This window comes from Coriobacteriia bacterium (genome assembly GCA_014859305.1).
Classification (GTDB): Bacteria; Actinomycetota; Coriobacteriia; order Anaerosomatales; family Kmv31; genus Kmv31.
The window spans coordinates 1-22747 of the sequence record JACUUM010000017.1 but is presented as its reverse complement, the minus strand read 5'-3'; the positions used below and the strand labels follow the sequence as shown (position 1 = coordinate 22747).

General features: G+C 70.1%; 20 protein-coding genes. 19 read left to right on the top strand and 1 reads right to left on the bottom strand.

Annotation, left to right across the window (positions count from 1 at the left end):
• Positions 1–20: 20 nt before the first annotated feature.
• From cooS to IBX62_04350, 12 genes are all read left to right on the top strand, one after another.
• Positions 21–1979 (top strand): anaerobic carbon-monoxide dehydrogenase catalytic subunit, encoded by a 1959-nt coding sequence (cooS, locus tag IBX62_04405; GenBank protein ID MBE0476326.1) that lies wholly within the window; start codon positions 21–23, stop codon positions 1977–1979.
• Entirely contained in the window at positions 1972–4152 is a 2181-nt protein-coding gene (gene cdhC, locus IBX62_04400) for a CO dehydrogenase/CO-methylating acetyl-CoA synthase complex subunit beta (GenBank protein MBE0476325.1), read from the top strand. The genes cooS and cdhC overlap by 8 nt, the downstream gene beginning before the upstream one ends.
• Positions 4153–4210: 58 nt before the next feature.
• The gene (locus IBX62_04395; protein ID MBE0476324.1) at positions 4211–5569 is read left to right on the top strand and encodes an acetyl-CoA decarbonylase/synthase complex subunit gamma; all 1359 of its coding nucleotides are present in this window, start codon (positions 4211–4213) and stop codon (positions 5567–5569) included.
• Between the two features lie 11 nt (positions 5570–5580).
• A complete protein-coding gene (locus IBX62_04390; protein ID MBE0476323.1) occupies positions 5581–7602 on the top strand; it encodes an FAD-dependent oxidoreductase in 2022 nt (673 codons plus the stop codon).
• Positions 7599–8264 (top strand): methylenetetrahydrofolate reductase C-terminal domain-containing protein, encoded by a 666-nt coding sequence (locus tag IBX62_04385; GenBank protein MBE0476322.1) that lies wholly within the window; start codon positions 7599–7601, stop codon positions 8262–8264. The genes IBX62_04390 and IBX62_04385 overlap by 4 nt, the downstream gene beginning before the upstream one ends.
• Positions 8261–9127 carry a methylenetetrahydrofolate reductase gene (locus IBX62_04380; protein MBE0476321.1) on the top strand — a complete coding sequence of 289 codons (867 nt, stop codon included), beginning with the start codon at positions 8261–8263 and terminating at the stop codon, positions 9125–9127. Before IBX62_04385 ends, IBX62_04380 begins: the two co-directional genes overlap by 4 nt.
• 19 nt (positions 9128–9146) lie before the next feature.
• On the top strand, positions 9147–9923 hold the full coding sequence (locus tag IBX62_04375; protein ID MBE0476320.1) for an AAA family ATPase: 777 nt from the start codon (positions 9147–9149) through the stop codon (positions 9921–9923).
• A 12-nt stretch (positions 9924–9935) separates the two neighbouring features.
• Entirely contained in the window at positions 9936–10715 is a 780-nt protein-coding gene (locus IBX62_04370) for a dihydropteroate synthase (protein ID MBE0476319.1), read from the top strand.
• A gap of 38 nt (positions 10716–10753) precedes the next feature.
• Entirely contained in the window at positions 10754–11221 is a 468-nt protein-coding gene (locus tag IBX62_04365) for an NAD(P)H-dependent oxidoreductase subunit E (protein ID MBE0476318.1), read from the top strand.
• Positions 11222–11313: 92 nt separating this feature from the next.
• Complete coding sequence (locus IBX62_04360; protein MBE0476317.1) at positions 11314–13044, top strand: NADH-quinone oxidoreductase subunit NuoF; 1731 nt, start codon at positions 11314–11316, stop codon at positions 13042–13044.
• A 91-nt stretch (positions 13045–13135) separates the two neighbouring features.
• Positions 13136–15817 (top strand): formate dehydrogenase subunit alpha, encoded by a 2682-nt coding sequence (fdhF, locus tag IBX62_04355; protein MBE0476316.1) that lies wholly within the window; start codon positions 13136–13138, stop codon positions 15815–15817.
• Positions 15818–15945: 128 nt separating this feature from the next.
• On the top strand, positions 15946–16866 hold the full coding sequence (locus IBX62_04350; protein ID MBE0476315.1) for an AAA family ATPase: 921 nt from the start codon (positions 15946–15948) through the stop codon (positions 16864–16866).
• Here IBX62_04350 and IBX62_04345 read toward each other — a convergent pair.
• Positions 16859–17254, bottom strand: a complete 396-nt coding sequence (locus IBX62_04345) for an aspartate 1-decarboxylase (protein MBE0476314.1) — start codon at positions 17252–17254, stop codon at positions 16859–16861. The genes IBX62_04350 and IBX62_04345 overlap by 8 nt on opposite strands.
• A gap of 225 nt (positions 17255–17479) precedes the next feature.
• On the opposite strand from IBX62_04345, the gene IBX62_04340 reads away from it, so the two are divergent.
• The 7 genes from IBX62_04340 to IBX62_04310 all read left to right on the top strand — a co-directional run.
• Complete coding sequence (locus IBX62_04340) at positions 17480–17938, top strand: zinc ribbon domain-containing protein (GenBank protein MBE0476313.1); 459 nt, start codon at positions 17480–17482, stop codon at positions 17936–17938.
• Between the two features lie 123 nt (positions 17939–18061).
• Positions 18062–19972, top strand: coding sequence for a threonine--tRNA ligase (gene thrS / locus IBX62_04335; protein ID MBE0476312.1), 1911 nt, complete (start codon positions 18062–18064; stop codon positions 19970–19972).
• Between the two features lie 507 nt (positions 19973–20479).
• Positions 20480–20725 (top strand): hypothetical protein, encoded by a 246-nt coding sequence (locus IBX62_04330; GenBank protein MBE0476311.1) that lies wholly within the window; start codon positions 20480–20482, stop codon positions 20723–20725.
• Positions 20726–20736: 11 nt separating this feature from the next.
• Positions 20737–21168 (top strand): hypothetical protein, encoded by a 432-nt coding sequence (locus tag IBX62_04325; GenBank protein ID MBE0476310.1) that lies wholly within the window; start codon positions 20737–20739, stop codon positions 21166–21168.
• 19 nt (positions 21169–21187) lie between these two features.
• Complete coding sequence (locus IBX62_04320) at positions 21188–21934, top strand: F0F1 ATP synthase subunit A (GenBank protein ID MBE0476309.1); 747 nt, start codon at positions 21188–21190, stop codon at positions 21932–21934.
• Positions 21935–21997: 63 nt separating this feature from the next.
• Positions 21998–22234: an ATP synthase F0 subunit C gene (atpE, locus tag IBX62_04315; GenBank protein ID MBE0476308.1), complete on the top strand. Its 237-nt coding sequence runs from the start codon at positions 21998–22000 to the stop codon at positions 22232–22234.
• 31 nt (positions 22235–22265) lie between these two features.
• On the top strand, positions 22266–22747 hold a 482-nt coding region (locus IBX62_04310), incomplete at its 3' end, for an ATP synthase F0 subunit B (GenBank protein MBE0476307.1).

Below are 22747 nucleotides of genomic sequence, written 5' to 3'. Positions count from 1 at the left end.
ACAGGAACGGGAGGCACGAGATGACCGAGCCGACGACGATCGAGGGTGCGGGGCCGCGCAGCATCGACCCCGCGACCCTGGAGATGCTCGAGGTCGCCGAGCGTGAGGGCATCTCCACGATGTTCTCCCGCACCGAGCAGATGAAGCCCTGCCCCACCGGCGCCGAGGGAGCGTGCTGCCAGTACTGCGGCATGGGTCCATGCCGCTTCGGGGGCAAGGACAAGGAGGCCAAGCGCGGCGTGTGCGGTGCCACCCTTGCCACGGTCGCGGCGCGCAACTTCGCCCGCAAGGTGGCGGCGGGGGCATCGGCCCACTCCGACCACGGGCGGGACGTCGCGATCGCGCTGAGCGCGGCCGCGGAGGGCGGGCTCGAGGGCGTGGCCGTCGCCGACGAGGTCAAGCTGTACCGCGTCGCCGGCTACCTCGGCGTGGAGTCGGATGGCAAGGACGTCGCCGCGCTCGCCCGCGAGGTCGCCGAACGCGCCCTCGCCGAGTTCGGCAAGCAGACCGGCGAGCTCGCCTACCTTGCGCGGGCGCCCAAGAAGCGCCAGGAGATCTGGCGCAAGCTGGGGATCGCGCCTCGCGGCGTGGACCGCGAGGTGGTGGAGCTGATGCACCGCACCGGGCCGGGAACGGACCAGGACTACGAGAACATCCTGACGGCGGCCATGCGGACGGCGCTCTCCAGTGGCTGGGGCGGGTCGATGCTCGCGACGGACCTGCAGGACGTGCTGTTCGGCACGCCGACCGCGCTCCGCAGTTCGGCGAACCTCGGCGTGCTGAAGGACGACCACGTCAACATCATCATCCACGGTCACGAGCCGCTCCTGTCGACCATGGTCGTGCAGGCGGCGCGGGAGCCCGGGATGATCGAGCTCGCCAGGGGTGCCGGCGCCGCCGGGATCAACCTCGCGGGGATCTGCTGCACGTCCAACGAGGTGCTCATGCGGCAGGGTGTCCCGCCGGCGGGCAACACGCTCCAGCAGGAGCTCGCGATCCTGACCGGCGCGGTCGAGGTGATGGTCGTCGACGTGCAGTGCGTGTTCCAGGGCCTCGGCGAGGTGGCCGGCCACTTCCACACGAAGCTCATCAGCACGTCTCCGAAGGCGAAGCTGGGCGGAGGGGCCATCCACGTCGAGCTGGACGAGGAGCGCCCCCTGGAGGTGGCGCGCGAGATCGTACGCACGGCGATCGCCAACTACGCGAACCGAGGCGAGGTGCGTATCCCCGCACACTCGAGCGAGCTCGTCGCCGGCTTCTCCCACGAGTACATCCGCTACATGCTCGGCGGGAAGCTGCGCGCGTCGTTCAGGCCGCTGAACGACAACGTGGCGAACGGCCGCATCCGCGGTCTCGCCGCCGTCGTCGGGTGCAACAACCCGCGGGTCCCCCATGATGCCGGCATAGTCGGCGTCGTCCGGGAGCTCATCGCGAACGACGTCCTCGTCGTCGCCACCGGCTGCGCGGCGATCGCCGGCGGCAAGCACGGTCTGCTCGCCCCCGAGACGATGGAGGCGGCGGGGCCGGGGCTGCGGGAGGTGTGCGACACGGTCGGCATACCGCCCGTCCTGCACCTCGGCTCCTGCGTGGACAACTCGAGGATCCTGACGATCCTCTCCGAGGTCGTCGAGGAGGGCGGCCTGGGCGAGGACATCTCGGATCTCCCCGCCGTGGGCATCTGCCCCGAGTGGTACAGCGAGAAGGCCCTCGAGATCGCCACGTACTGCGTCGCATCGGGGGCGTACGTCATCTTCGGCGGCGTGGGTTCCCCGGTGGGCGGCAGCGACGAGGTCGTGCGGCACATGCTCGACGGGTGGGAAGGGCAGGTCGGCGGCAAGCTCGCGTTCATCTCGGAACCGGCGGACATCGTGACCAGCGCCCTGGACCATATCGACGCCAAGCGGGCGGCCCTGGGCATCGACGTCCCCGCCGAGCGCGTCCTCTACGACATGCAGATGAGGAGGGAGCTCGATGTCTAGGATCATCGCCGCCTCGGCCATCGGCGGCGCCCACGAGCTCGTGGAGCGCGCCGCCTCGGCCGTCGCCGCCGCCAAGGAGTCGCTGTCCGCCGACACCCGGATCGAGTTCCCCAACACCGCCTACTACCTGCCCGTCATCCACGGGCTCAGCGGGGAGAAGGTGGAACGCCTCTCGGACATGGACCTCGTGGTGGACATGGCGCGCGAGCTCCTGCCCGACGCGCCGGCGGAGCGCGTTTGGCTGCCCTACCTGGGCGGCACGCTGGACGCCGGCATCGCGGCGCTCTTCGCCGAAGAGCTGCTGGAGGCGCTCAAGTACGTCACGGGCCCGTCTCCGGTCGACGGCATATGGCTGGGAGCCGCCGACGACGTGATCATGCGCGCCAAGGGCGTGGAGTTCGTGGACGGTTCCGCGCCCGGCTTCGCGGCCGTCGCGGGCACCGCGCCGGATGCGGCGACCGCCGCGAAGCTCGCTCGCGAGATGCAGGAGAAGGGCCTGTACGTGTTCATGGCCGGCCACCATCGCGGCACGTCCTTCGCGGAGCAGCTCGCCGAGGAAGGAGTGCAGCTGGGCTGGGACACACGGCTCGTCCCCTTCGGCAAGGAGATCACCGCCCACATCTACTCCCTGGGCTTCGCCACGCGGGCGGCGATGGCCTTCGGCGGTATCGCGCCGGGCGACTACGAGCGCATCCTGCGCTACAACAAGAACCGCGTCTTCGCGTTCGTCATGGCGCTGGGCGAGGTGACCGACGAGTGGTACGCCACCGCCGCCGGCGCCATCTCCTACGGATTCCCGACGATCGCCGACAGCGACATACCCGAGATCCTTCCGACGGGCGTGTGCACGTACGAGCACGTCGTGTCGAACATCCCTCTCGACGAGATCGTGCAGCGGGCCATCGAGGTGCGCGGGCTCAAGATCAAGGTGACCGAGATACCGATCCCGGTGGCCTACAGCCCGGCCTTCGAGGGCGAGCGCATCCGCAAGGAGGACACGTACGCCGAGATGGGAGGCGGTCGCTCCCCGGCCTTCGAGTGGCTGAGCGTGCGCGATTCCAGCGAGGTGACCGACGGCCGCATCCACGTCGAGGGGCCCGACCTCGACGGCGTCGAGGCCGGGTCGAAGTTGCCGCTGGGCCTCTTGGTCACGGTCGCGGGGCGCAAGATGCAGTCCGATTTCGAGCCGGTCGTCGAGCGCCAGTTCCACCACCTGATCAACTACGCCGAGGGCGTGTTGCACATCGGGCAGCGCGACATGGTGTGGATGCGCGTGTCCAACGCCGCGTTCCAGAAGGGCTTCAGGCTGGCGCACCTCGGCGAGATCCTGCGGGCGAAGCTGCTCGAGGAGTTCTCGGCGATCATCGACAAGGTCGAGGTGACGGTGTTCACGCGCGCCGAGGACGTCGAGCGCGTGATGGCTGAGGCGCGCGAGTCCTACGAGGCCCGCGACGCGCGGATGGCCGGTCTCACCGACGAGTCGGTGGAGGACTTCTACTCCTGCAGCCTGTGCCAGAGCTTCGCACCCAACCACATCTGCATGATCACTCCGGAGCGGCTGGGGCTGTGCGGGGCGTACAACTGGCTCGACGGGAAGGCCTCCTACGAGCTCAACCCCTCCGGTCCGAACCAGCCGGTGCCCAAGGGCGAGACCATCGACCTCCGGACCGGACAGTGGGCCGGCATCAACGAGTTCGTGCACGAGCGTTCCAACCGCACCGTCGAGCGCTTCAACGCCTACTCGCTCATGGAGCACCCGATGACGTCCTGCGGCTGCTTCATGTGCATCGTCGCCGTCCTGCCCTCGTGCAACGGCGTGATGATCGTCAACCGCGAGCACTCCGGCATGACGCCGTGCGGCATGAAGTTCTCCACCCTGGCGGGCACGGTCGGCGGCGGCGTGCAGATGCCGGGGTTCATGGGCATCGGGCGAGGCTACGTCAGCTCGAAGAAGTTCATCCAGGCCGAAGGCGGTCTGCACCGCGTGGCATGGATGACGAGCGAGTTGAAGGAGGCCCTGCGGCCCCAGCTCCAGCGTCGCTGCGAGGAGCTGGGCACGCCGGAGTTCCTCGACATGATCGCCGACGAGAGCGTCGGCGAGACCGAGGAGGCGGTCCTCGAGTTCATGACCGAGGTGGGCCACCCTGCACTGACGATGGACCCGCTGTTCTGAAGCGGCGGGAGGACCGGTTCGGCGCGGCTGCGGCGGGCGCGACGAGAGGACGGAAGAGATGGCACTGAGCGGACTGGACATCTTCAAGAAGCTCCCGAAGACCAACTGCGGGGACTGCGGCGTGCCGACCTGCCTGGCGTTCGCCATGAAGCTCGCCGCCAGTCAGGCGGAGCTCACGGCCTGTCCCCACGTGTCGGAGGAGGCTGCCGCGGAGCTCTCCGACGCCAGCGCGCCGCCCATCCGAGGCGTCACCGTCGGCGTCGGGGAGCGCGCCTTCAAGGTGGGCGAGGAGACGGTGTTGTACCGTCACGACCGCACCTTCGTCAACCCGACCGCCTTCGGCGTGCTCGTCGACGCGGCGTCGCCGGACGAGGAGATCGAGGCCCGGGTGCGCGAGGCGGACTCGCTGGGCTTCGAGCGCGTGCAGCAGCACCTGTCGGTGAGCTGCCTCGTCGTGCGGTCCTCGGGGGAGGCGGCGCGCTTCCGGGAGGTCGTCTCGCGCGTCTCGTCGCTCACCGACCTGCCGCTCGTGCTCTCCGCGGAGGCCGCGGCGGAGATGGAGGCGGCGCTGTCCGAGGCCGCCGCGTCCCGGCCGCTGCTGCACGGGGCCACCGCGGAGAGCCTGGACGCGATGGCGGAGCTCGCCAAGCGCCACGAGTGCCCTCTCGCGCTGCGCGGCACCGGCGACCTTGCCTCCCTTGCCGCGACGGCGGAACGGGCCGCGGAGGCCGGATGCAAGGACCTCGTGCTCGACCCCGGCTCGGCGACGGCCGCGGACGGGTTGCGCGACCTCGTCTTCATCCGTCGCTCGGCCCTGGAGCGGAAGTTCCGGGCGCTGGGCTACCCCGTCATCACCTTCCCGGCGCTTCACTCCGGCGGCGACCCCATGCTCGAGGCGATGTACGCCGCGACGCACGTCGCCAAGTACGCGGGGATCGTCGTGCTCTCCGGGGCCGAGCCCTGGCGGATGCTGCCGCTGCTGGTGCTCAGGCAGAACCTGTACACGGATCCCCAGCGCCCGATGCAGGTCGAGCAGCGCGTCTACGACATCGGCTCGCCGGATGCCGATGCGCCCCTGCTCGTCACTACGAACTTCTCGCTCTCGTACTTCATCGTCTCCTCCGAGGTGGAGGCCAGCGGGATCCCCGCGCACCTCGGCGTGGTGGACGCCGAGGGGCTCTCCGTGCTCACCGCGTGGGCGGCGGGCAAGTTCGTCCCCGATTCCATCGCCGCCTTCCTCAAGGGGAGCGACGTCACGGACCGGCTGTCGCACCGGCGGGTGATCATCCCCGGGCTCGTCGCACAGATCAGCGGCGAGCTCGCGGAGTGCCTCGGCGACAGCTGGGAAGTGACCGTGGGCCCCGCGGAAGCCGCTGACATACCCGCGTTCCTGAGACAGCTCCAGACGACGGCCTAGGGGTGGTTGGGATGCTCGGACTCGATGGGATCATGGTGCCGTCACCGCCTACGGAGGTCTGGTCCCCGTGCCGGGCGGCATGTCCGGCCCGCGTGGACGTGCCGCGGTACCTCGCGCTCGCCTCCGAAGGCCGTTTCGACGAGGCACTGGCGGTGGTCCTGGAGAACAACCCGCTGCCGGCCGTGTGCGGCCGCGTGTGCGAGCACCCGTGCGAGGACGCGTGCCGGCGACGCGCGCTGGACGAGTCCCTGGCGATCGCGGCCGTGAAGCGCGCGGTCGCCGACCACGGCCGGTATCCTCGACCGAAGCAGAAGCTGGAACAGGCCACGCAGGTCGCCGTCGTGGGCTCCGGACCCGCAGGGCTCACCGCCGCGTACGACCTGGTGCGCCTGGGCTACCGCGTGTTCCTGTTCGAGGCGCGTCCCGAGCTCGGTGGCATGCTGCGCTACGGCATCCCCCCGTACCGGCTGCCCAAGGAACAGCTCATGCGGGACATCCAGCACGTCCTGGACAGCGGCGTGAGGGCCGTGACGAACGCCCGGATCGGACGGGACATCGACATGGAGTGGCTCGTCGAGACGTTCCAGGCGGTCGTGCTCGCACCGGGGCTGCAGGCCAGCCGCCTGCTGCCCGTGGACGGCGCGGACCTGCCCGGCGTCGTCGGGGCCATGCAGTTCCTCGGCTCGGTCAACGACCGGCGCCCCCCGGAGCTGGAAGGCTCCGTGGTGGTGATCGGCGGAGGCAACGTGGCCGTCGACGCGGCGAGGACGGCGGTGCGCCTCGGGGCCGGCTCCGTGCGGATGGTCTGCCTCGAGCAGCGCGACGAGATGCCGGCCTCCGCCCAGGAGGTGAGCGAGGCCGAGGAGGAGGGGGTGGAGATCCACGCCGGCTTCGGTCCCGTGGCCGTGCGCGGGACGCAGGGCGCCGAGGGCGTCGAGGTGAAGAGGTGCGTGGCGGTCTTCGACGAGAGCGGGCGCTTCGCCCCCCGGTTCGACGAGAGCGACACGGCGTTCCTGCAGGCCGACACGGTGGTGCTGGCGGTCGGGCAGGCCGCCGAGCTGGAGGGGCTGGAGGCGGAGGTCGGCCCGCGCGGGCTCATCTCCACCGAGGAGCGAACGCAGGAGACCCTCCCCGGCATCTACGCCGCGGGTGACGCGCTGTCGGGGCCGGCGCGCGTCGTGGACGCGATCGGCTCGGGGCACCGGGCCGCGGCGGCGGTCCACGCGTCGCTCTCCGGTGACACGGAGCCGCTGCGCGCGCTCGACGCCGATCCGCCGGCGCTCGGCGAGGTGCCGGCTCGGGTGGCGGAGCACCTTCGTCTGGCTGGACGCGTGAAGGTCTCTCGTCTGTGCCCCGAGGCGCGCGTGGCCTGCTTCGAGGAAGTGGAGGGCGGGTTCGACCAGAACCAGACGCGTCTCGAGGCGCACCGCTGTCTCTCCTGTGCCGGCGGCGCGCGCGTGAGTACCGCCAAGTGCGCGGTCTGCCTCACGTGTGTGAGGGTCTGCCCGTACCAGGTGCCCCGGGTCGGTGCGGACGGCTACCCGTACATGCCTCCCGAGGAGTGCCGGGCGTGTGGCGCGTGCGCCTCGGCGTGCCCGTCGCAGGCCATCTCGCTCTCGCCGTACCTGCAACTGGAGCTCCCGTCCCGACTCCCCGGCGGATCCGCGCCTGCTCCCGAGGAGGGTGCCGGACGGGGTCGCGAGGAGGTCGTGTTCGCCTGCTCCGTCTCGGCGCTCACGCTGACCGGGGACGCCGTCGTGGTGCCCTGCCTGCTGCAGGTCAGCGAGAACGCGGCGTTCGCCGCGCTCGACATGGGCGCCGGCAGGGTGACCTTCGCCCCGTGCCTGGGCCGGCAGTGCGCTCACGGCGAGGCTTCGGACCTGGTCGTTGCGCACCTCGGCCGCATCGCTCGCGCCGCGAGGGAGTACGGGTTCGAGGGCCGCCTGGTGGTGCGGCCGGAGGAGTCGGCCGCTTTCGGCTATCCCGTCGCCGCCCCCGGCACCCTGGCCCACGCGGGAGGTGACGCGCCGTGATCGTCGTCCGCAGGAAGCCGCTCGGGGACATACGCAGGATGATCGAGGGCCATGAGCGGGTGGCGCTCGTGGGGTGCAACACGTGCGCGGCCGTCTCGCTCGCCGGCGGGGCCAAGGAGGTGGAGTCGCTGGCGACCGCCCTGCACATCGCGGACGGGGGTAACGGCCGCGAGAGGCGGTTCCGCACCGAGGTGCTGCAGCGCCAGTGCGAGCCCGAGTACGTGTCCCAACTCGACGTCGAGGATCTCGACGCCGTGGGATCGCTGGCCTGCGGAGCCGGCGTGGCGCTCATGGCGGAGATGCTCGGCCGTCCCGTGTATCCGGTGCTCGACACGCTGTTCATCGGAGCGGCACGAGGTGTGGCGAGCTGGCGCGAGGAATGCGCCGCCTGCGGCGACTGCGTCCTCGGCGAGACAGCCGGCATATGCCCCGTGGCTCGCTGCGCGAAAGGGATCCTCAACGGCCCCTGCGGCGGCATGGAGGCGGGCATGTGCGAGGTCGACCCCCGCAGGCCGTGCGCCTGGGTGGACATACACGCCCGTCTGGAGTCCCTCGGGCGCATCTCCTCGATCGACACCATCCTGCCGCCAAAGGACCACTCTCGGCGCTCCTCGTGCGGGACGCTCGACCTGTGGAGCGAGGAGGAGGAGGAGGCGTCGTGAGCCTGCGCGAGACGCTGGAGAGCGGGCGGTTCGCGGTCACGGCCGAGGTCGGTCCGCCCAAGGGTGTCGACGTCGAGAGGATGCTCGAGGTCGCCGAGCGCCTCCGCGGCCGAGTGACGGCGATCAACGTGACCGACAACCAGTCAGCCGTCATGCGGATGAGCACGCTGGCCGCGTGCGGGCTCCTCCAGGAGCGCGGGCACGAGACGGTCTTCCAGGTGACGTGCCGCGACCGCAACAGGCTGGCGCTGCAATCGGATCTCCTCGGCGTATGGGCGCTGGGAGTGCGCAACGTGCTCGCCCTCACGGGCGACCACCCGCGCGCCGGCGACCATGCAGGCGCGTGCCCCGTCTACGACCTGGAGTCCGTGCAGCTGCTCTCGGCGATCTCGTCGCTCAACGAGGGACGGGACATGGCAGGCGGCGAGCTCTCCCAGGCGCCGGAGCTGTTCGCCGGGGCCGTCGTGACCCCGGAGGCCGAGCCGCTGGAGCCCCAGATGCGCAAGTTCGAGAAGAAGGTCCGCGCGGGTGCCCGCTTCTTCCAGACGCAGGCCGTCTACGACGTGGACCGGTTCGAGGCGTTCATGGAGCGCGCGCGGGGACACGGCGTGCCCGTCCTGGCCGGGATCCTGCTGCTCCGCTCCGCAAGGATGGCGGTCTTCCTGAACGAGAAGGTCCCGGGCGTCCGCGTGCCGGAGGCGTTCGTCCGTCGGCTGGAGGAGTCGGACAAGCCGGCCGAGACCGGCATCCGCATCGCGGGGGAGATCATCCGTGCGCTGCAGCCCTGCTGCGACGGGGTTCACGTGATGGCGGTGGGTGCGGAGCATCGGGTCGTGGACGTGCTCGACGCGGCGGGCCTGTGAGAGGAGGCGAGCGTAAGCGGTGAGGATCGCGGTCTCAGGCAAGGGAGGCGTGGGCAAGACCACGCTCGCCGCGGCGCTCGCTCTGACCTGGGCGCGGGACGGCCGCCGCGTCTACGCCGTGGACGCGGACCCGGACGCGAACCTCGCCGAAGCCCTGGGTGCGACGCCCGAGGAGGCCGAACGCTGCCTTCCCCTGTCGCATCTGGCCGACGTCATCGAGGAGCGTACCGGGGCACGGCCGGGCGCGGGCGGGATGTTCCGGCTGGACCCGGAGGTGGACGACATCCCCGACGCCTACTCCGTGGAGGTCGACGGCGTCCGCATCCTGCGGATGGGCACGGTCGAGCGCGGCGGGAGCGGCTGCATGTGCGCCGAGAGCGTCTTCCTCCGCGCCGTGGTCAGCCGGCTGCTGGCCGACGAGGAATCGGTCGTCGTCATGGACATGGAGGCGGGCCTGGAACACCTCGGGCGCGGGACGGCGGACGCCGTGGACGCGTTCGTCGTAGTCGTCGAGCCTGGGTCGCGCAGCGTCGCGACGGCCGGGGCGGTCCGCAGGCTCGCGAGCGACCTCGGCGTGCCCCGGGTCGTGGTCGTGTGCAACAAGGTGCGCTCGGCCGAGGACGAGGAGTATCTCCGCGCGGCGCTCGGCGACGAGCCTTTCGCGTGGCTACCCGACAGCGACGCGATCCGCATGGCGGACCGCGGACGGCGGACACCGCTGGACGCCGACGCGACGTTCGCGGAGAAGGTCAGGACGCTGGCGGGCGGGATCATCGATCACATCGAGCGGACGTGAGCGGAGGCGGACATGCTGGTCATCGGCGAGAAGATCAACGTGATGAGCAAGACGATCGGCCCGGCGATCAAGGAACGTGACCCCGTCCCGATCCGGGAGGCCGCGACCGAGCAGGCGGAAGCGGGCGCGGAGATGCTGGACCTGAACCTCGGGCCGGCGACCAGGGGCGGACCTGAGATGATGGAGTGGCTGGTGAACACGGTCCAGGACGCCGTGGACGTGCGGCTCTGCCTGGACACCACCAACGTCGAGGCGATAGAGGCGGGCCTGCGGGCGTGCCGCAAGCGCCCGATGATCAACTCGACCTCCGCTGAGCGCGCGCGGCTGGAGCGCCTGATGCCCCTGGCCGCACAGTACGAGGCGGACATCATCGGGCTGGCCATGACCGAGGCGGGCGTCAGCCGCGACTGCGGAGAGCGCGTCGCTGCCGCGGCCGAGATCATGGCCGCGGCCCAGGAGTTCGGCGTGCCGCTGGATCGCGTGTACCTGGACCCGCTGCTGCTGCCCGTCTGCGTCGCACAGCAGCAGGCCACGGAGGCCCTGGAGGCCATCCGGCTGTTCAAGCAGCTCAGCGAGCCGCAGATGAAGACCGTCGTCGGCCTCTCCAACATCTACAACGGTTGCCCGCCGGAGGTGCGCACCCCTCTGGCCGCGGCGTACGCCGTGATGCTCGCGCAGGCCGGCCTCGACGCGATGATCGCGGATCCTCTCGACGAGGGGCTGACGGCGGCCCTGAAGTCGATGCGCATCCTGAGCAACGAGACCCTGTATTGTCACTCGTATCTGCAATGAGCCGGCGGATCGAGCCGGCGACGCGTAGGAGGCACGCGATGGACGAGCGGACGAGACTCCTCGAGGAGGTGCTGCTCCGGCATGGGGAAGACCGGGGCGGTCTCATCGCCGTGCTCCAGGAGGCGCAGCACATCTTCGGCTTCCTGCCCGAGGAGGTCCTCGACCGCATCGCGGAGGCCCGAGGAGTCACTCCGGCGGCCGTCTATGGCGTCGCCACGTTCTACTCGCGCTTCCGCTTCGAGCCGCACGGCGGTGTCGTCGTCAAGATCTGCCACGGGACCGCGTGCCACGTGCGTGGCGCTCCCGAGGTCACCAGGGCGGTGCAGGAGGTCCTCGGGGTGGAACTCGGCGAGACCACCGAGGAGGGTGACGTCTCTCTCGAATCCGTCGCCTGCCTGGGCTGTTGCGGCCTGGCTCCGGTGATGATCGTCGGCGAGAAGACGTACGGTCCCGCCACGCCCGGCGTGGCCCGCGGACTCGTGACCGACCTGCGGGACGAGGGGTGAGTGAGGTGAGGGCGGTCGCGCACGTCGCAGTGGAGAGGGTCCCGAGCACGCGGGTCGTCACCGTGTACGTCTGCACGAGCTCCGGCTGCGCGATGAACGGCTCGCTGGAGGTCGCCTCCGCGCTGGAGGAGGCGGCGCTCGTCCACGGGGAGGGGCGCGTCCGCGTCGTCCGCACGGGCTGTCACGGGATATGCCAGCAGGGACCCGTCGTGCGCGCCGACCCCGCGCGCGTCCTGTTCCCGCGCGTCGCGCCCACCGACGCCGCCGACGTCGTCCGCCGGCTCGCGTCCTCGCCCGACGGGACGCCCCTGGACGATGCCCCCGCCGGCCCACCGGCGCTGCCCTACGACGAACTGCCGTTCAATCGGAGGCAGACGCGCATCGTCCTGCGCAACTGCGGCATGGTCGATCCCGAGGACCTCGACGACGCGCTCGTCCACGGGGGGTACGCGGCACTCCGGCTGGGTCTCTTCTACATGTCTCCCGAGCAGGTGATCCAGACGGTGTCCGACGCGGGCTTGCGCGGCCGCGGCGGGGCGGGCTTCCCGACGGGCACGAAGTGGCGCCTGGCACGGGCCGCGGCCGGCTCGCCCAAGTACTTCATCTGCAACGGCGACGAGGGTGACCCGGGCGCGTTCATGGACCGCGCGGTGCTCGAGAGCGACCCTCACGCCGTCCTGGAGGGCATGGCGCTCGCGGCGTACGCCGTGGGCTGCTCGCGGGGGTACGTCTACGTCCGCGAGGAATACCCGCTGGCCGTGACGAGGGTGAGACACGCGATCGAGCAGGCCGAGGAGCGCGGGCTGCTCGGCGAGGACGTGATGGGCTCGGGGTTCTCGTTCCAGGTCCGGGTGAAGGAGGGGGCGGGAGCGTTCGTATGCGGCGAGGAGACCGCGCTCCTCGCTTCGATCGAAGGACGGCGCGGCATGCCCAGGATCCGGCCGCCGTATCCGGCCCAGAGCGGGCTGTGGGGCAAGCCGACCTGCGTGAACAACGTCGAGACGCTGGCCACTGTCCCCTGGATCGTGCTGAACGGCTCCGAGTCCTACGCCAGGATAGGCACCGAGCAGAGCCGGGGGACCAAGGTGTTCGCCCTGACCGGGGCAGTCACGACCGCCGGGCTGGTCGAGGTGCCCATGGGGACCACCACCCTACGGGAGCTCGTCGAGGAGATCGGCGGCGGGGTGCCTGACGGCGAGTGCAAGGCGGTGCAGATCGGGGGGCCGTCCGGCGGATGCATCCCAGCCGAGCTGCTCGACACCCCGATCGCGTTCGAGACGCTCACCGAAGCCGGAGCGATCGTCGGTTCCGGCGGGGTGGTCGTCCTGGACCAGGGGACCTGCATGGTCGACCTCGCCCGCTTCTTCCTCGAGTTCACGCAGCGGGAGTCGTGCGGCAAGTGCGTGCCCTGCCGGATCGGCACGAAGCGCATGCTCGAGATCGTGACCCGTATCGTGGAAGGCCGCGGAGCACACGGCGACCTGGAGCTGCTCGAGGGTCTCGCGGGCGCGGTGAAGGCGGGTTCGCTGTGCGGCCTCGGTCAGACCGCGCCCAACCCCGTGCTGACGTCACTGAGGTACTTCCGCCAGGAGTACTGGGAGCACATCGAGGAGGGGCGCTGCCGGGCAGGCTACTGCAAGGCGCTGGCGACGTACGTGGTGGACGCCGAGCTCTGCCGCGGCTGTGGCGCGTGCGTCCGGGTCTGTCCCGTCGGCGCCATCTCCGGCGAGCGCAAGGAGCCCTACGTCATAGACGCGGAGCGCTGCACCCGTTGCGGCGCCTGCGAGTCGCAGTGCAAGCTGGCGGCCATCGTCAGAGCCTGATGCGAGGAGGTGACGAGGAGTGAGCGACGGCGAGCAGAAGGCGAGCGGCCGAGGACCGTCCGGTACGGCGGCGGCGGTCGAGACCGTCACCCTGGAGGTCGACGGACGCACCCTCACCGCCGCCGCGGGCAGCTCGCTCCTCGAGGTGTGCCGCGAGGCGGGCATCCCGGTCCCGACGCTGTGCCACGACCCCCGGCTGGAGGCGTGGGGGGGGTGCAGGCTGTGCATGGTGGAGGTCGAGGGCGCGCGGGGTCCCGTGGCCTCCTGCTCGACGCCGGCCGCCGAGGGCATGGTCGTCAGGACGGACAGCGAGAGGGTGCTGGAGCTGCGCCGCACTATAGTCGAGCTGCTCCTGTCCGACCACGCGATGGAGTGCATGACTTGCGAGAGGAACGGTGCCTGCGCGTTGCAGGACGCCGCCTATGAGCTGCAGGTGACGGAGACGCCGTACGTCGGGGAACGCAACGAGGCCCCCGTGGACGAGCGCGACGCGCTGATACTGCGGGACCCGGCGAAGTGCGTGCGCTGCGGCAGGTGCATCAGGATATGCGAGGAGGTCCAGGCGGTGGGGGTGCTCGCCTGGGTGGGTCGCGGCTTCGAGACGCGCGTGGGAACGGCGTTCGAGCGCGAACTCACGGACGTGGGCTGCGAGTCCTGCGGGCAGTGCGTCTCCACGTGCCCGGTCGGTGCGCTGACCGCCCGTTCGCGCCGCTTCGCCGGCAGGATGTGGGAGACGAAGACCACGGAGACGGTCTGCGGGTACTGCGGCGTCGGGTGCACCCTGCTGCTCGAGACGCGCGGGCAGGAGGTCGTCGGCGTCTCCTCGCCGCTGGACAGGGGCGTGAGCGGCGGCAACCTCTGCGGCAAGGGACGCTTCGGCTTCGGCTTCATCGGACACCCCGAGCGGCTCACCGACCCTCTCGTGCGGCGGGACGGTGAGTTGGTGCCCGTCGGCTGGGACGAGGCCCTGCCTCTGGTGGCGGACCGGCTGCGAGCCCTCCGCGAAGCCCGCGGTCCCGACGCGATCGGAGGATTGGCGTCGGCCAAGTGCACGAACGAGGAGAACTTCCTGTTCCAGAAGCTCATGCGCACCGCGATCGGCACGAACAACATCGACCATTGCGCCCGCCTTTGACACAGCTCGACGGTGGCCGGTCTGGCCGCCTCGTTCGGCAGCGCGGCGATGACCAACCCGATAGCGGACCTGCGCAACGCGCGGACGATCCTGGTCGTGGGCTCCAACACCACCGAGACCCACCCGGTGGTGGCGCTGGAGCTGAAGCGTGCCGCGCGTGAGGGAGCGCGGCTCGTCGTGGTCGATCCTCGCCGCGTCCGCCTCGTCGATCACGCCGAGGTGTGGCTGGCTCCGCGTCCCGGTACCGACACGGCGCTCGTCAACGGGATCATGCGGGCGATCCTCGACGCCGGCATGCAGGACGAGGCGTTCATCGCCTCGCGCACGGAGGGGTTCGAGCGGCTTCGCGAGCGGCTCGCCGACTACCCTGTAGAGCGCGTCTCGCTGATCACCGGCGTGGCCGAACGGGACATCCGGTGCGCCGCCGAGGCGTACGGGTCCGCCGAGGCCGCATCGATCGTGTACTGCATGGGGGTCACCCAGCACGAGTCGGGGACCGCTCAGGTGCGGGCTCTGGCCGACCTCGCCATGCTCACCGGCAACGTCGGCAGGCCGGGAACGGGCGTGAACCCGCTGCGCGGCCAGAACAACGTCCAGGGAGCCTGCGACATGGGATGCCTGCCGGACATGCTGCCCGGCTACGCTCGCGTCACCGACACCCGCGCCGTGCAGCGGTTCGAGAGCATGTGGGGCCGCTCCCTGCCCCGCGAGCCCGGTCTCACGCTCGTCGAGATGTTCGCCTCGGCCCGCGAAGGGGACCTCAAGGCGATGTACGTGATGGGGGAGAACCCCGTGCTCTCCGACCCGGATCAGTCGCACGTCATCGAGGCGCTGTCCTCTCTGGAGTTCCTGGTGGTGCAGGACGTCTTCTTGACCGAGACCGCGGAGCTGGCGGACGTCGTCCTGCCGGCGGCGTGCTTCGCGGAGAAGAACGGCACGTTCACCAACACCGAGCGACGGGTGCAGCGGCTGCGTCGGGCGGTGTCGCCGCCGGGTCACGCGCGGCCGGACCGGAGGATACTGAGCGAGCTCTCCACGCTCCTCGGCGCGCCGGAGCACTACCGCTCCCCACGCGAGATCATGCGGGAGATCGCCGCCGTCACCCCCATCTACGCCGGCATCTCCTACCGCCGTCTCGACCAGGGCGGAATACAGTGGCCGTGTCCGGACTCCGGCCATCCCGGTACCCCGATCCTGCACGTCGAAGCGTTCACCAGGGGCAAGGGCGAGTTCGCCGCGGTCGAGTACGTCCAGCGGGCGCGCACGTCGCCCGACGGACAGGACGGCATGGAGATGACGCTCACGACCGGACGCACCTCGCTCGACTACCACGGGGGCACGATGACGCGGCGTTCGGCGCTCGGCCCCGTGCTGGGCGGCGCGGCGGCGGAGATGCACCCCGACGATGCCGAGCGCCTCGGCGTGACCGACGGCGACCTCGTCGAGGTGGCCGGCGAAGGCGGCGTGCTGGAGGTACCCGTCCGTGTGTCGGGCCGCTCCCCGGCAGGTGTCGTGTTCCTGTCCATCCACGACGCGAGGTCCCCGGTGAACCGGGTCATCGGCGTGCGTCTGGACCCCGTGTCCAAGATCCCCGCGCTCAAGCGCGTGCCCGTGAGGGTGCGAAGAGCGACCGCGTAGCGCCGCCCGCACGCCCGGCGGCGTCTCCGTGTCCGCCCCGGCCTCCTCGGGCCGCCGTCCGTCGTCCGCGTTCGGCTACACTTCGACGGGGCGGGGCGAGCAGGTGAGGACGGGAAGGAGGCGGAGCCGTGAGGGTGACGGACGTCGTGGGGTACGCCGTGGCACTGTCGTTCCTCGCAGCCAGCGCCGCACTGCACGCCTTCGCCGACGCGCGTCCCGTCGCCGCGCGGGACTCCGTTCGCATGGCGCTCGTCGCTCTCGGGGGGGCGAACGCCGTGGGCGCGGCGTTCTTCTCGTTCCGCATGCTCGCCGGGAACGTCCTCGCGGGCACGCTCGCGGCCTTCGTCGTCGCGGTCGCCCCGCTGGCGGCTCGCCTCGCTACGACGGCGGCTCTCGCCCGGGAGAGCGCCCGGCTCCGCGCGCTCTCGGAGGGGGTCGCGGACTGGGAGCCCGGCGGCGGCGAGGCGGGGACCGCGGGGATAGCGATGTCGCAAGCGCGCTCCCGAGGCGTCATCCGGCTGCCCGGCGAGGCGCTGGTGGTCCTGGTAGGCGCCGCGGGCTGCGGGAAGACGTCGTTCGCGGCGCGCAACTTCCGGCCGTCGGCGACGGTGTCCTCGGACGAGTTGCGGGAGCGCGTCTCCGACGACCCCACCAAGGCCTCCGCCGACGCGTTCAAGCTCATGTACCAGATCGTGGGGATGCGTCTGAAGCACCGGCGGCTGACGGTGGTGGACGCGACCAACGTGACCGCCGACAAGCGGGCGGAGCTGCTCGCCATATCGCGGCATCACCGCCGGCCGGCCGTCGCCATCGTGCTGGACCTCCCCGAGGAGCTGTGCCTCGAGCGCAACGAGGCCCGGGCCGGGCGCAAGGTCCCGGTGGCGGCAGTACGGGGGCAGCTGCGCCACCTGCGCCACTCGCTGCCGGGCCTGCCCGAGGAGGGGTTCACGTCGGTCCACGTCCTGCGGACGCCCGAGGAGCTGGCCGAGGCGCGGGTCGAGGTGGTCGAGCCGGAGGACGGGCAGGGAAGCGGCGTGCTCCCTACCTGATCCGGGCGACGCCGGTCTGGCCGCCGTGCTCGGAGCGCCCTGCGCTGATGCGGTTGCGGTCGTCCACGAAGACCACCGTCGGGCGGTGGGAGCGGGCCTCGGCGTCGGCCATCTCGACGAACGTGGCGATGATCACCTTGTCGCCCTCACTCACGCTGCGCGCCGCCGCGCCGTTCACGCACACCACCCCCGAGCCGCGGGCGCCGGGGATCGCGTAGGTCTCGAGCCGAGCGCCGTTGTCCACGTCCCAGATCCATACGGCCTCGTTGGGGAGTATGTCGGCCGCCTCCATGAGGGCGGCGTCGATCGTGACGCTCCCCTCGTAGGAGACGTCGGCCCCCGTGACCGTCGCACGGTGGATCTTTCCGTACATCATCTTGCGTCTCATCGCGTGGGAAGCTCCCAACACCTGGGTACCTACACCGGGCCCGGGTACTCGCCGTGTCGCCGTGACGAGGCCCGGTGGCGGGGGTGATGAGTCATTCTACCCCAGCAGCGCCAAGCCCTTCTTCAGGGGGCGGGTGGTGGCGTCGGAATGGTAGAATCACCTGTCGCCCTGCGGCAGGAGCGGACGACGTTCCCGGCGGAGCCCGGGCGGGAGGAAAGGGAGTCCATGGGCGAGCTGACGGATCTGTTCGCGCCTATCACCAACTCTGACACGTTCCGGCTCATCTCGCAGCTCCTGCTGCTGTTCTACATCGTGTTCAGCGTCGCGCTCGTCTTCTGGACCTACCGCGACGCTTCCCGGCGCGGCGCGATGGGCTGGTTCTGGGCACTGACCGTCGCGGTGTTCAGCCTCGTCTTCCTCGGCATCCCGGCTTGGATCATCTACATGATCGTGCGGCCTCCCGAGTATGCCGACGACACGCGCGAGCGCGACCTCGAGATACGGCACAAGGAGATATCGCTCGCCCGGGACATGGAGACCTGTCCCGGGTGTCACAAGCCCGTCGAGAAGGACTTCCTCATCTGCCCGTACTGCATGAAGAAGCTCCGCAAGAGCTGCGTCGAGTGCGGCAAGCCCCTCAAGCTCGCGTGGAACGTGTGCCCCTTCTGCAAGACCAAGCAGTAGAATAAGGGGCTGTAGCGTCCGCGACGCGCCCCGTGGCGGCCGAGGCCGCCACGGGGCGTTCCGGTACCCTGACCCGTCCCGGACGCGGGATCGCGCGAAGGAGTGGTGGCAGCCGTGCCCGAGATCACCGTCAGGCTCCCCGACGGGAGCGCGAGGCGCCTCCCCGAGGGATCGACCGTTGGGGACCTCGCCGCGTCGATCGGTCCTCGGCTGGCCGCCGCGGCGATAGCGGCGCGGATCGACGGCGAGGTGGTCGACCTCGGCAGGCGCCTTCGCGAGGGGGACGAGGCGCGGATACTCACGGACCGCGACCCGGAGTCGCTGGAGGTCCTGCGCCACTCGGCCGCTCACGTGATGGCCGAGGCGGTCCGGTCGCTCTTCCCGGGCGCCAGGCTCGGCATCGGCCCGGCGATCGAGGACGGCTTCTACTACGACTTCGAGGTGGAACGCCCGTTCACCCCGGAGGACCTCGAACGGATCGAGGCGCGGATGCGCGAGATCGTCGCCGAGGAGCTGCCGTTCCGGCGTGCCGAGGTCGACCGCGCCGAGGCGCAAGACAGGATGGAGGGCCAGCCCTACAAGCAGGAGCTGCTCGGGGAACTGCCCGACGACGAGCAGGTCTGCCTCTACACGCAGGGCGGCTTCACGGACCTGTGCCGGGGTCCGCACGTCCCCGACACCGGCAGACTGACCCACTTCAAGCTCATGAAGGTGGCGGGCGCCTACTGGCGCGGCGACTCGAGCCGCCCGATGCTGCAGCGGATATACGGCACCGTCTGGCCGACCGCGAGGGAGCTGCAGGCGTACCTGACCCGCCTCGAGGAGGCCGAGAAGCGCGACCACCGCAAGCTCGGACGCGAGCTGGACCTCTTCTCGTTCAACGAGTCCGCCGGCGCCGGCCTGCCGCTCTACCACCCGAAGGGCGCCCGCGTCCTGCGCCTGCTGCAGGACTGGGAGCGCGCCGAGCTGTACCGACGCGGCTACGCGGAGCTCATCACGCCGCACATCTACAAGGCCGACACGTGGCGCATCTCCGGCCACTACGACTACTACCGCGACAACATGTACTTCTTCACCACCGAAGAGGGGGAGGGCAGGACTTCGGAGTACGCCGTCAAGCCGATGAACTGCCCGGGTCACATCTACGTGTACGGGGCCGACATCCGCAGCTACCGCGACCTGCCCTTGCGCTGGTTCGAGTTCGGCACGGTGTACCGGCACGAGATGTCCGGAGTGGTGCACGGCCTCATGAGGGCGCGCGGCTTCACGCAGGACGACGCCCACATCTTCTGCACCAACGACCAGGTGGTCGAAGAGGTCGAAGCGATGCTCGACCTCGTCGACTGGGCGATGGCGACCTTCGGCTTCGGCTACGCGCACGAGGTGTCGACCCGTCCGGAGAAGGCGATCGGCACCGACGAGCAGTGGGACCACGCGACGCGCTCGCTGATGGCCGCGCTCGAGAGGCGCGGGAAGCGATACGCGATCAACGAGGGCGACGGCGCGTTCTACGGCCCCAAGATCGACGTCAAGCTGCGTGACGCCATCGGCCGCGAGTGGCAGTGCGCGACGATCCAGGTGGACTTCAACAACCCCGAGAGGTTCGACCTGACCTACCGCACGCCTGAGAACACCGAGGCGCGGCCGTTCATGCTCCACCGCACGCTGCTCGGCTCCATGGAGCGCTTCCTCGGGATCCTCATCGAGCACTACGCCGGCGCCTTCCCGGTCTGGCTGGCTCCTGTGCAGGCGGTGGTCATCCCGATAGCCGACCGTCATCTGCCCTACGCCGAAGAGGTTCGGGAGCGTCTGGAGGCCGCTGGAGGGCGCGTGGAGGTCTACGCCGAGAACGAGCCGATGCGGGTCAAGATCGCCAAGGGGCAGCAGCGCAAGGTGCCGTACATGCTCGTGGTGGGCGACAAGGAGGCGGAGGCCGGTGCCGTCTCGGTTCGCGAGCGCTCGGAGGGGGAGGTCGGGTCACGGCCACTGGACGAGTTCGCGGAACGGCTGGGCGCGGAGTCGCGGACGTGCTGAGGACGGCCAGCTCCAGGGTCTTCGTGCCTGCCCCCTGCTTGCAGATGGCGTTGATCCTTCTTCGAGATCCAGTCGGTGAACGAACGAAGTCGTTCCTGCCTGCCCTTGCCGGCCGCCGTCGCCCACACTCGCCGCCGTGAGAACGGCTGGTCATCTCGGCGCTAAGCCTGGTGCATCTTCGTTCAGCCAGCAAAAACGAGCCTGAAAACATCTGAACGGACCTTAGCGTGCGCTTGACCTGCCGTTTTATCCAGAACGATTGTGACAACCCTCACAAGTAGTGGTACATTCAAGATGGCAGACCAGGAAGACCGGACAAGTCCGAAGGTCCCGAAGCGACGAGTCCCGCAGCGTCGAGCGACCGGATGGAACACCGGACGAGTGGCCTGAGCCGTCAGACCCGCAAGCCGTTCAGACTGCCCTGCCCGCACCACCCATGACGATCGCCCGTTCTCTACGGGACGAAGCGCCGGATGCGCCGTCGGGCGCGACCGAGGAAGGTGCGCCATGGGTGGTACCGCTCGAAGCGGCGACGGCCGGTCGCGCTTGCTGTCCCGGGATCTCATCCCGCGCGAGTTCCTGCGCTCGATCGCCGTCTGGTCGCTCATCCCGAGCTACCTCGTGGCCGGAGGCTTCTTCGGCTACCTCGCCGACAACTGGCTCGGCTGGTTCCCCTACCTCACCGGCGCCGGACTGCTGTTCGCCTTGTTCGTCGCCGTGCGGGACATGCTGCGCCTGCGCGAGTTCATGTGAGGTGGTGGCGGATGGCGGCCTCATCCCGGCTCGAGTACTCCTGGAGCTTCATACGCGAGCTGATCGGCTGGGCGCGATGGGCCACCGCCGGTGTCGCTCTCACCGGCGGGATCATCACCCGCGACTGGCGCTTCTCGTTCGCGGTCCTGGTCGGAGCCGTCGTGGACATCTGGACGCTCAGGGAGATCGTGAAAGGGGGGGAGCGGGCCGTCGAGGATTCCGGGGAGCACGGGACGGTAGGCCTCGGCGACGTCGTCCATTACATGGGCATACGTTTCGGCGCCAAGGCCGTGCTGCTCCTGGCCGCCGTCACGCTGCCCTTCGTGTTCGACTTCTGGGGCATGGTCGCCGGAGTGCTCGTCGTCGACGCGACCATCTTCATCGTGGGCAGCATCATCGTCGCCGCACGCATGCTCAAGGCGGGCAGGGACGTCTGGCACTGATGGGAGGAGGGGATCGCCCATGGAGGCGGAGAAGACCGCCATCGAGCACTTCATGCCGTACATCGTCGTGGGTAACGCCGCGTTGGTCGGTGTAGGGCTCGTCGCGCTGGCCAAGGTGCTGGGCTCGCGCGAACTGTCGGAGGACGTGCCCGAGGGGCGCCAGAACGTGGGGGAGTTCATCCTGGACTTCTTCGTGGGCAAGGCACGAGACATGGGGCACGGGGAGGAGCGCGCGAGGATCGTCAGGCAGGTCGCGCCCTTTCTCGCGACGTGTTTCCTGTTCATCTTCGGCGCGAACCTGATGGGCGTGCTGCCGCTGCCGGTGCTGAACAACCCTCCGACGTCGTACTTCAGCGTCACGCTCGCGCTGGCGCTGTCCGCCGTCCTCGGGACGCTCGTGTTCAGCGGCATCTTCCAGGGCATCGGTGGGGCGGTGAAACACCTGTTCTGGCCGAACCCGATGGAGTGGATCGCCAAGGTGACGGACGTCTTCTCGCTCTCGCTCCGACTCTTCGGCAACATCGGAGGAGAGCACATGACCCTCGTGCTGGTCATGGGGATGGTGCCCGTCGGCATCCCGCTCATCCTGCACACTCTCGGCCTGATACCGGCGTTCGTCCAGGCTCTCGTGTTCACCTTGCTGACGTCGTCGTTCATAGCGGGGGCGATCCATCACGAGGAGAAGAAGGCCAAGGCGTCGAGGCGGTCCAGGTTCAAGAAGCGCAAAGCTGAGGAATCGGTCGAGACGGCCCCCGCGGGGGTCTGAGTCCGGCAAGGACGTCGGAGACCGTCCGGGGCGCCGAGCCCCGGAGAAGGGGAGGAGAGAACGGTGGAAATGAACACGGTGCTGGTGGCTCTCATCGCGACGGTGCCCATCATCGTGGGCGCTCTGGCGGCGGCCATCTCCATGCGCGGCATCTCCGTCTCGGCCATCGAAGGCATGACCAGGCAGCCGGAGATAGCGGCGCAGCTCTTCACGGCGATGCTCATCGGCATGGCGCTCATCGAGGCGCTGTGCATCTACACCCTGGTCGTGACGCTGATCATGTCCGGCAAGGTCGGCTGATCGAGAGAAGCGACGGGAGGGGGAGGCTGAGATGGACCTCAATCCTCTCAACCAGATCAACCCGCCTGTGATCGTATCGGTGATGGCGATCTTCTCGGCGACCTACGCGGTCGCGCGGAAGGTCTACTTCCTGCCGTACATCCGGGTGATGGAGGCGCGGGAAGCGCGGTTCGAGGCGGCCCGCGCGCAGCACTCCGAGGCCGACCGGATGTGGGGCGAGGCGGAGGCTTCGGCCGCCGAGATCGTCGCGGAGGCGCAGACCGAGGCCGACTCGGTCGTCCGGGCGGGCAAGGAGCAAGCCGAACGCGAGCGCAAGACGATCCTCGAGGACTCGATGGCGGAGGTCTCGGAGATGCTCGAGCGGGGCCGGGCCGAGATCGCCAAGGCGCGCGAGAGCGAGCTGGCGACGCTGCGCCAGCAAGCCTCGGACTGCGTCGGGCTCGCGTGCGAGAAGCTCGTCGGCGGCGTCGACCCCGTGACCGTCGAGACGGCCGTCGACAAGCTCATCGCCAA

Coding starts and splice junctions, on each gene's coding strand:
- IBX62_04340 (MBE0476313.1), top strand. CDS start 17,480: ATGGGCGAGCTGACGGATCTGTTCGCGCCTATCACCAACTCTGACACG.
- IBX62_04390 (MBE0476323.1), top strand. CDS start 5,581: ATGCTCGGACTCGATGGGATCATGGTGCCGTCACCGCCTACGGAGGTC.
- IBX62_04330 (MBE0476311.1), top strand. CDS start 20,480: ATGGGTGGTACCGCTCGAAGCGGCGACGGCCGGTCGCGCTTGCTGTCC.
- IBX62_04395 (MBE0476324.1), top strand. CDS start 4,211: ATGGCACTGAGCGGACTGGACATCTTCAAGAAGCTCCCGAAGACCAAC.
- IBX62_04320 (MBE0476309.1), top strand. CDS start 21,188: ATGGAGGCGGAGAAGACCGCCATCGAGCACTTCATGCCGTACATCGTC.
- IBX62_04370 (MBE0476319.1), top strand. CDS start 9,936: ATGCTGGTCATCGGCGAGAAGATCAACGTGATGAGCAAGACGATCGGC.
- IBX62_04360 (MBE0476317.1), top strand. CDS start 11,314: ATGAACGGCTCGCTGGAGGTCGCCTCCGCGCTGGAGGAGGCGGCGCTC.
- cooS (MBE0476326.1), top strand. CDS start 21: ATGACCGAGCCGACGACGATCGAGGGTGCGGGGCCGCGCAGCATCGAC.
- cdhC (MBE0476325.1), top strand. CDS start 1,972: ATGTCTAGGATCATCGCCGCCTCGGCCATCGGCGGCGCCCACGAGCTC.
- IBX62_04325 (MBE0476310.1), top strand. CDS start 20,737: ATGGCGGCCTCATCCCGGCTCGAGTACTCCTGGAGCTTCATACGCGAG.
- IBX62_04345 (MBE0476314.1), bottom strand. CDS start 17,254: ATGAGACGCAAGATGATGTACGGAAAGATCCACCGTGCGACGGTCACG.
- IBX62_04365 (MBE0476318.1), top strand. CDS start 10,754: ATGGACGAGCGGACGAGACTCCTCGAGGAGGTGCTGCTCCGGCATGGG.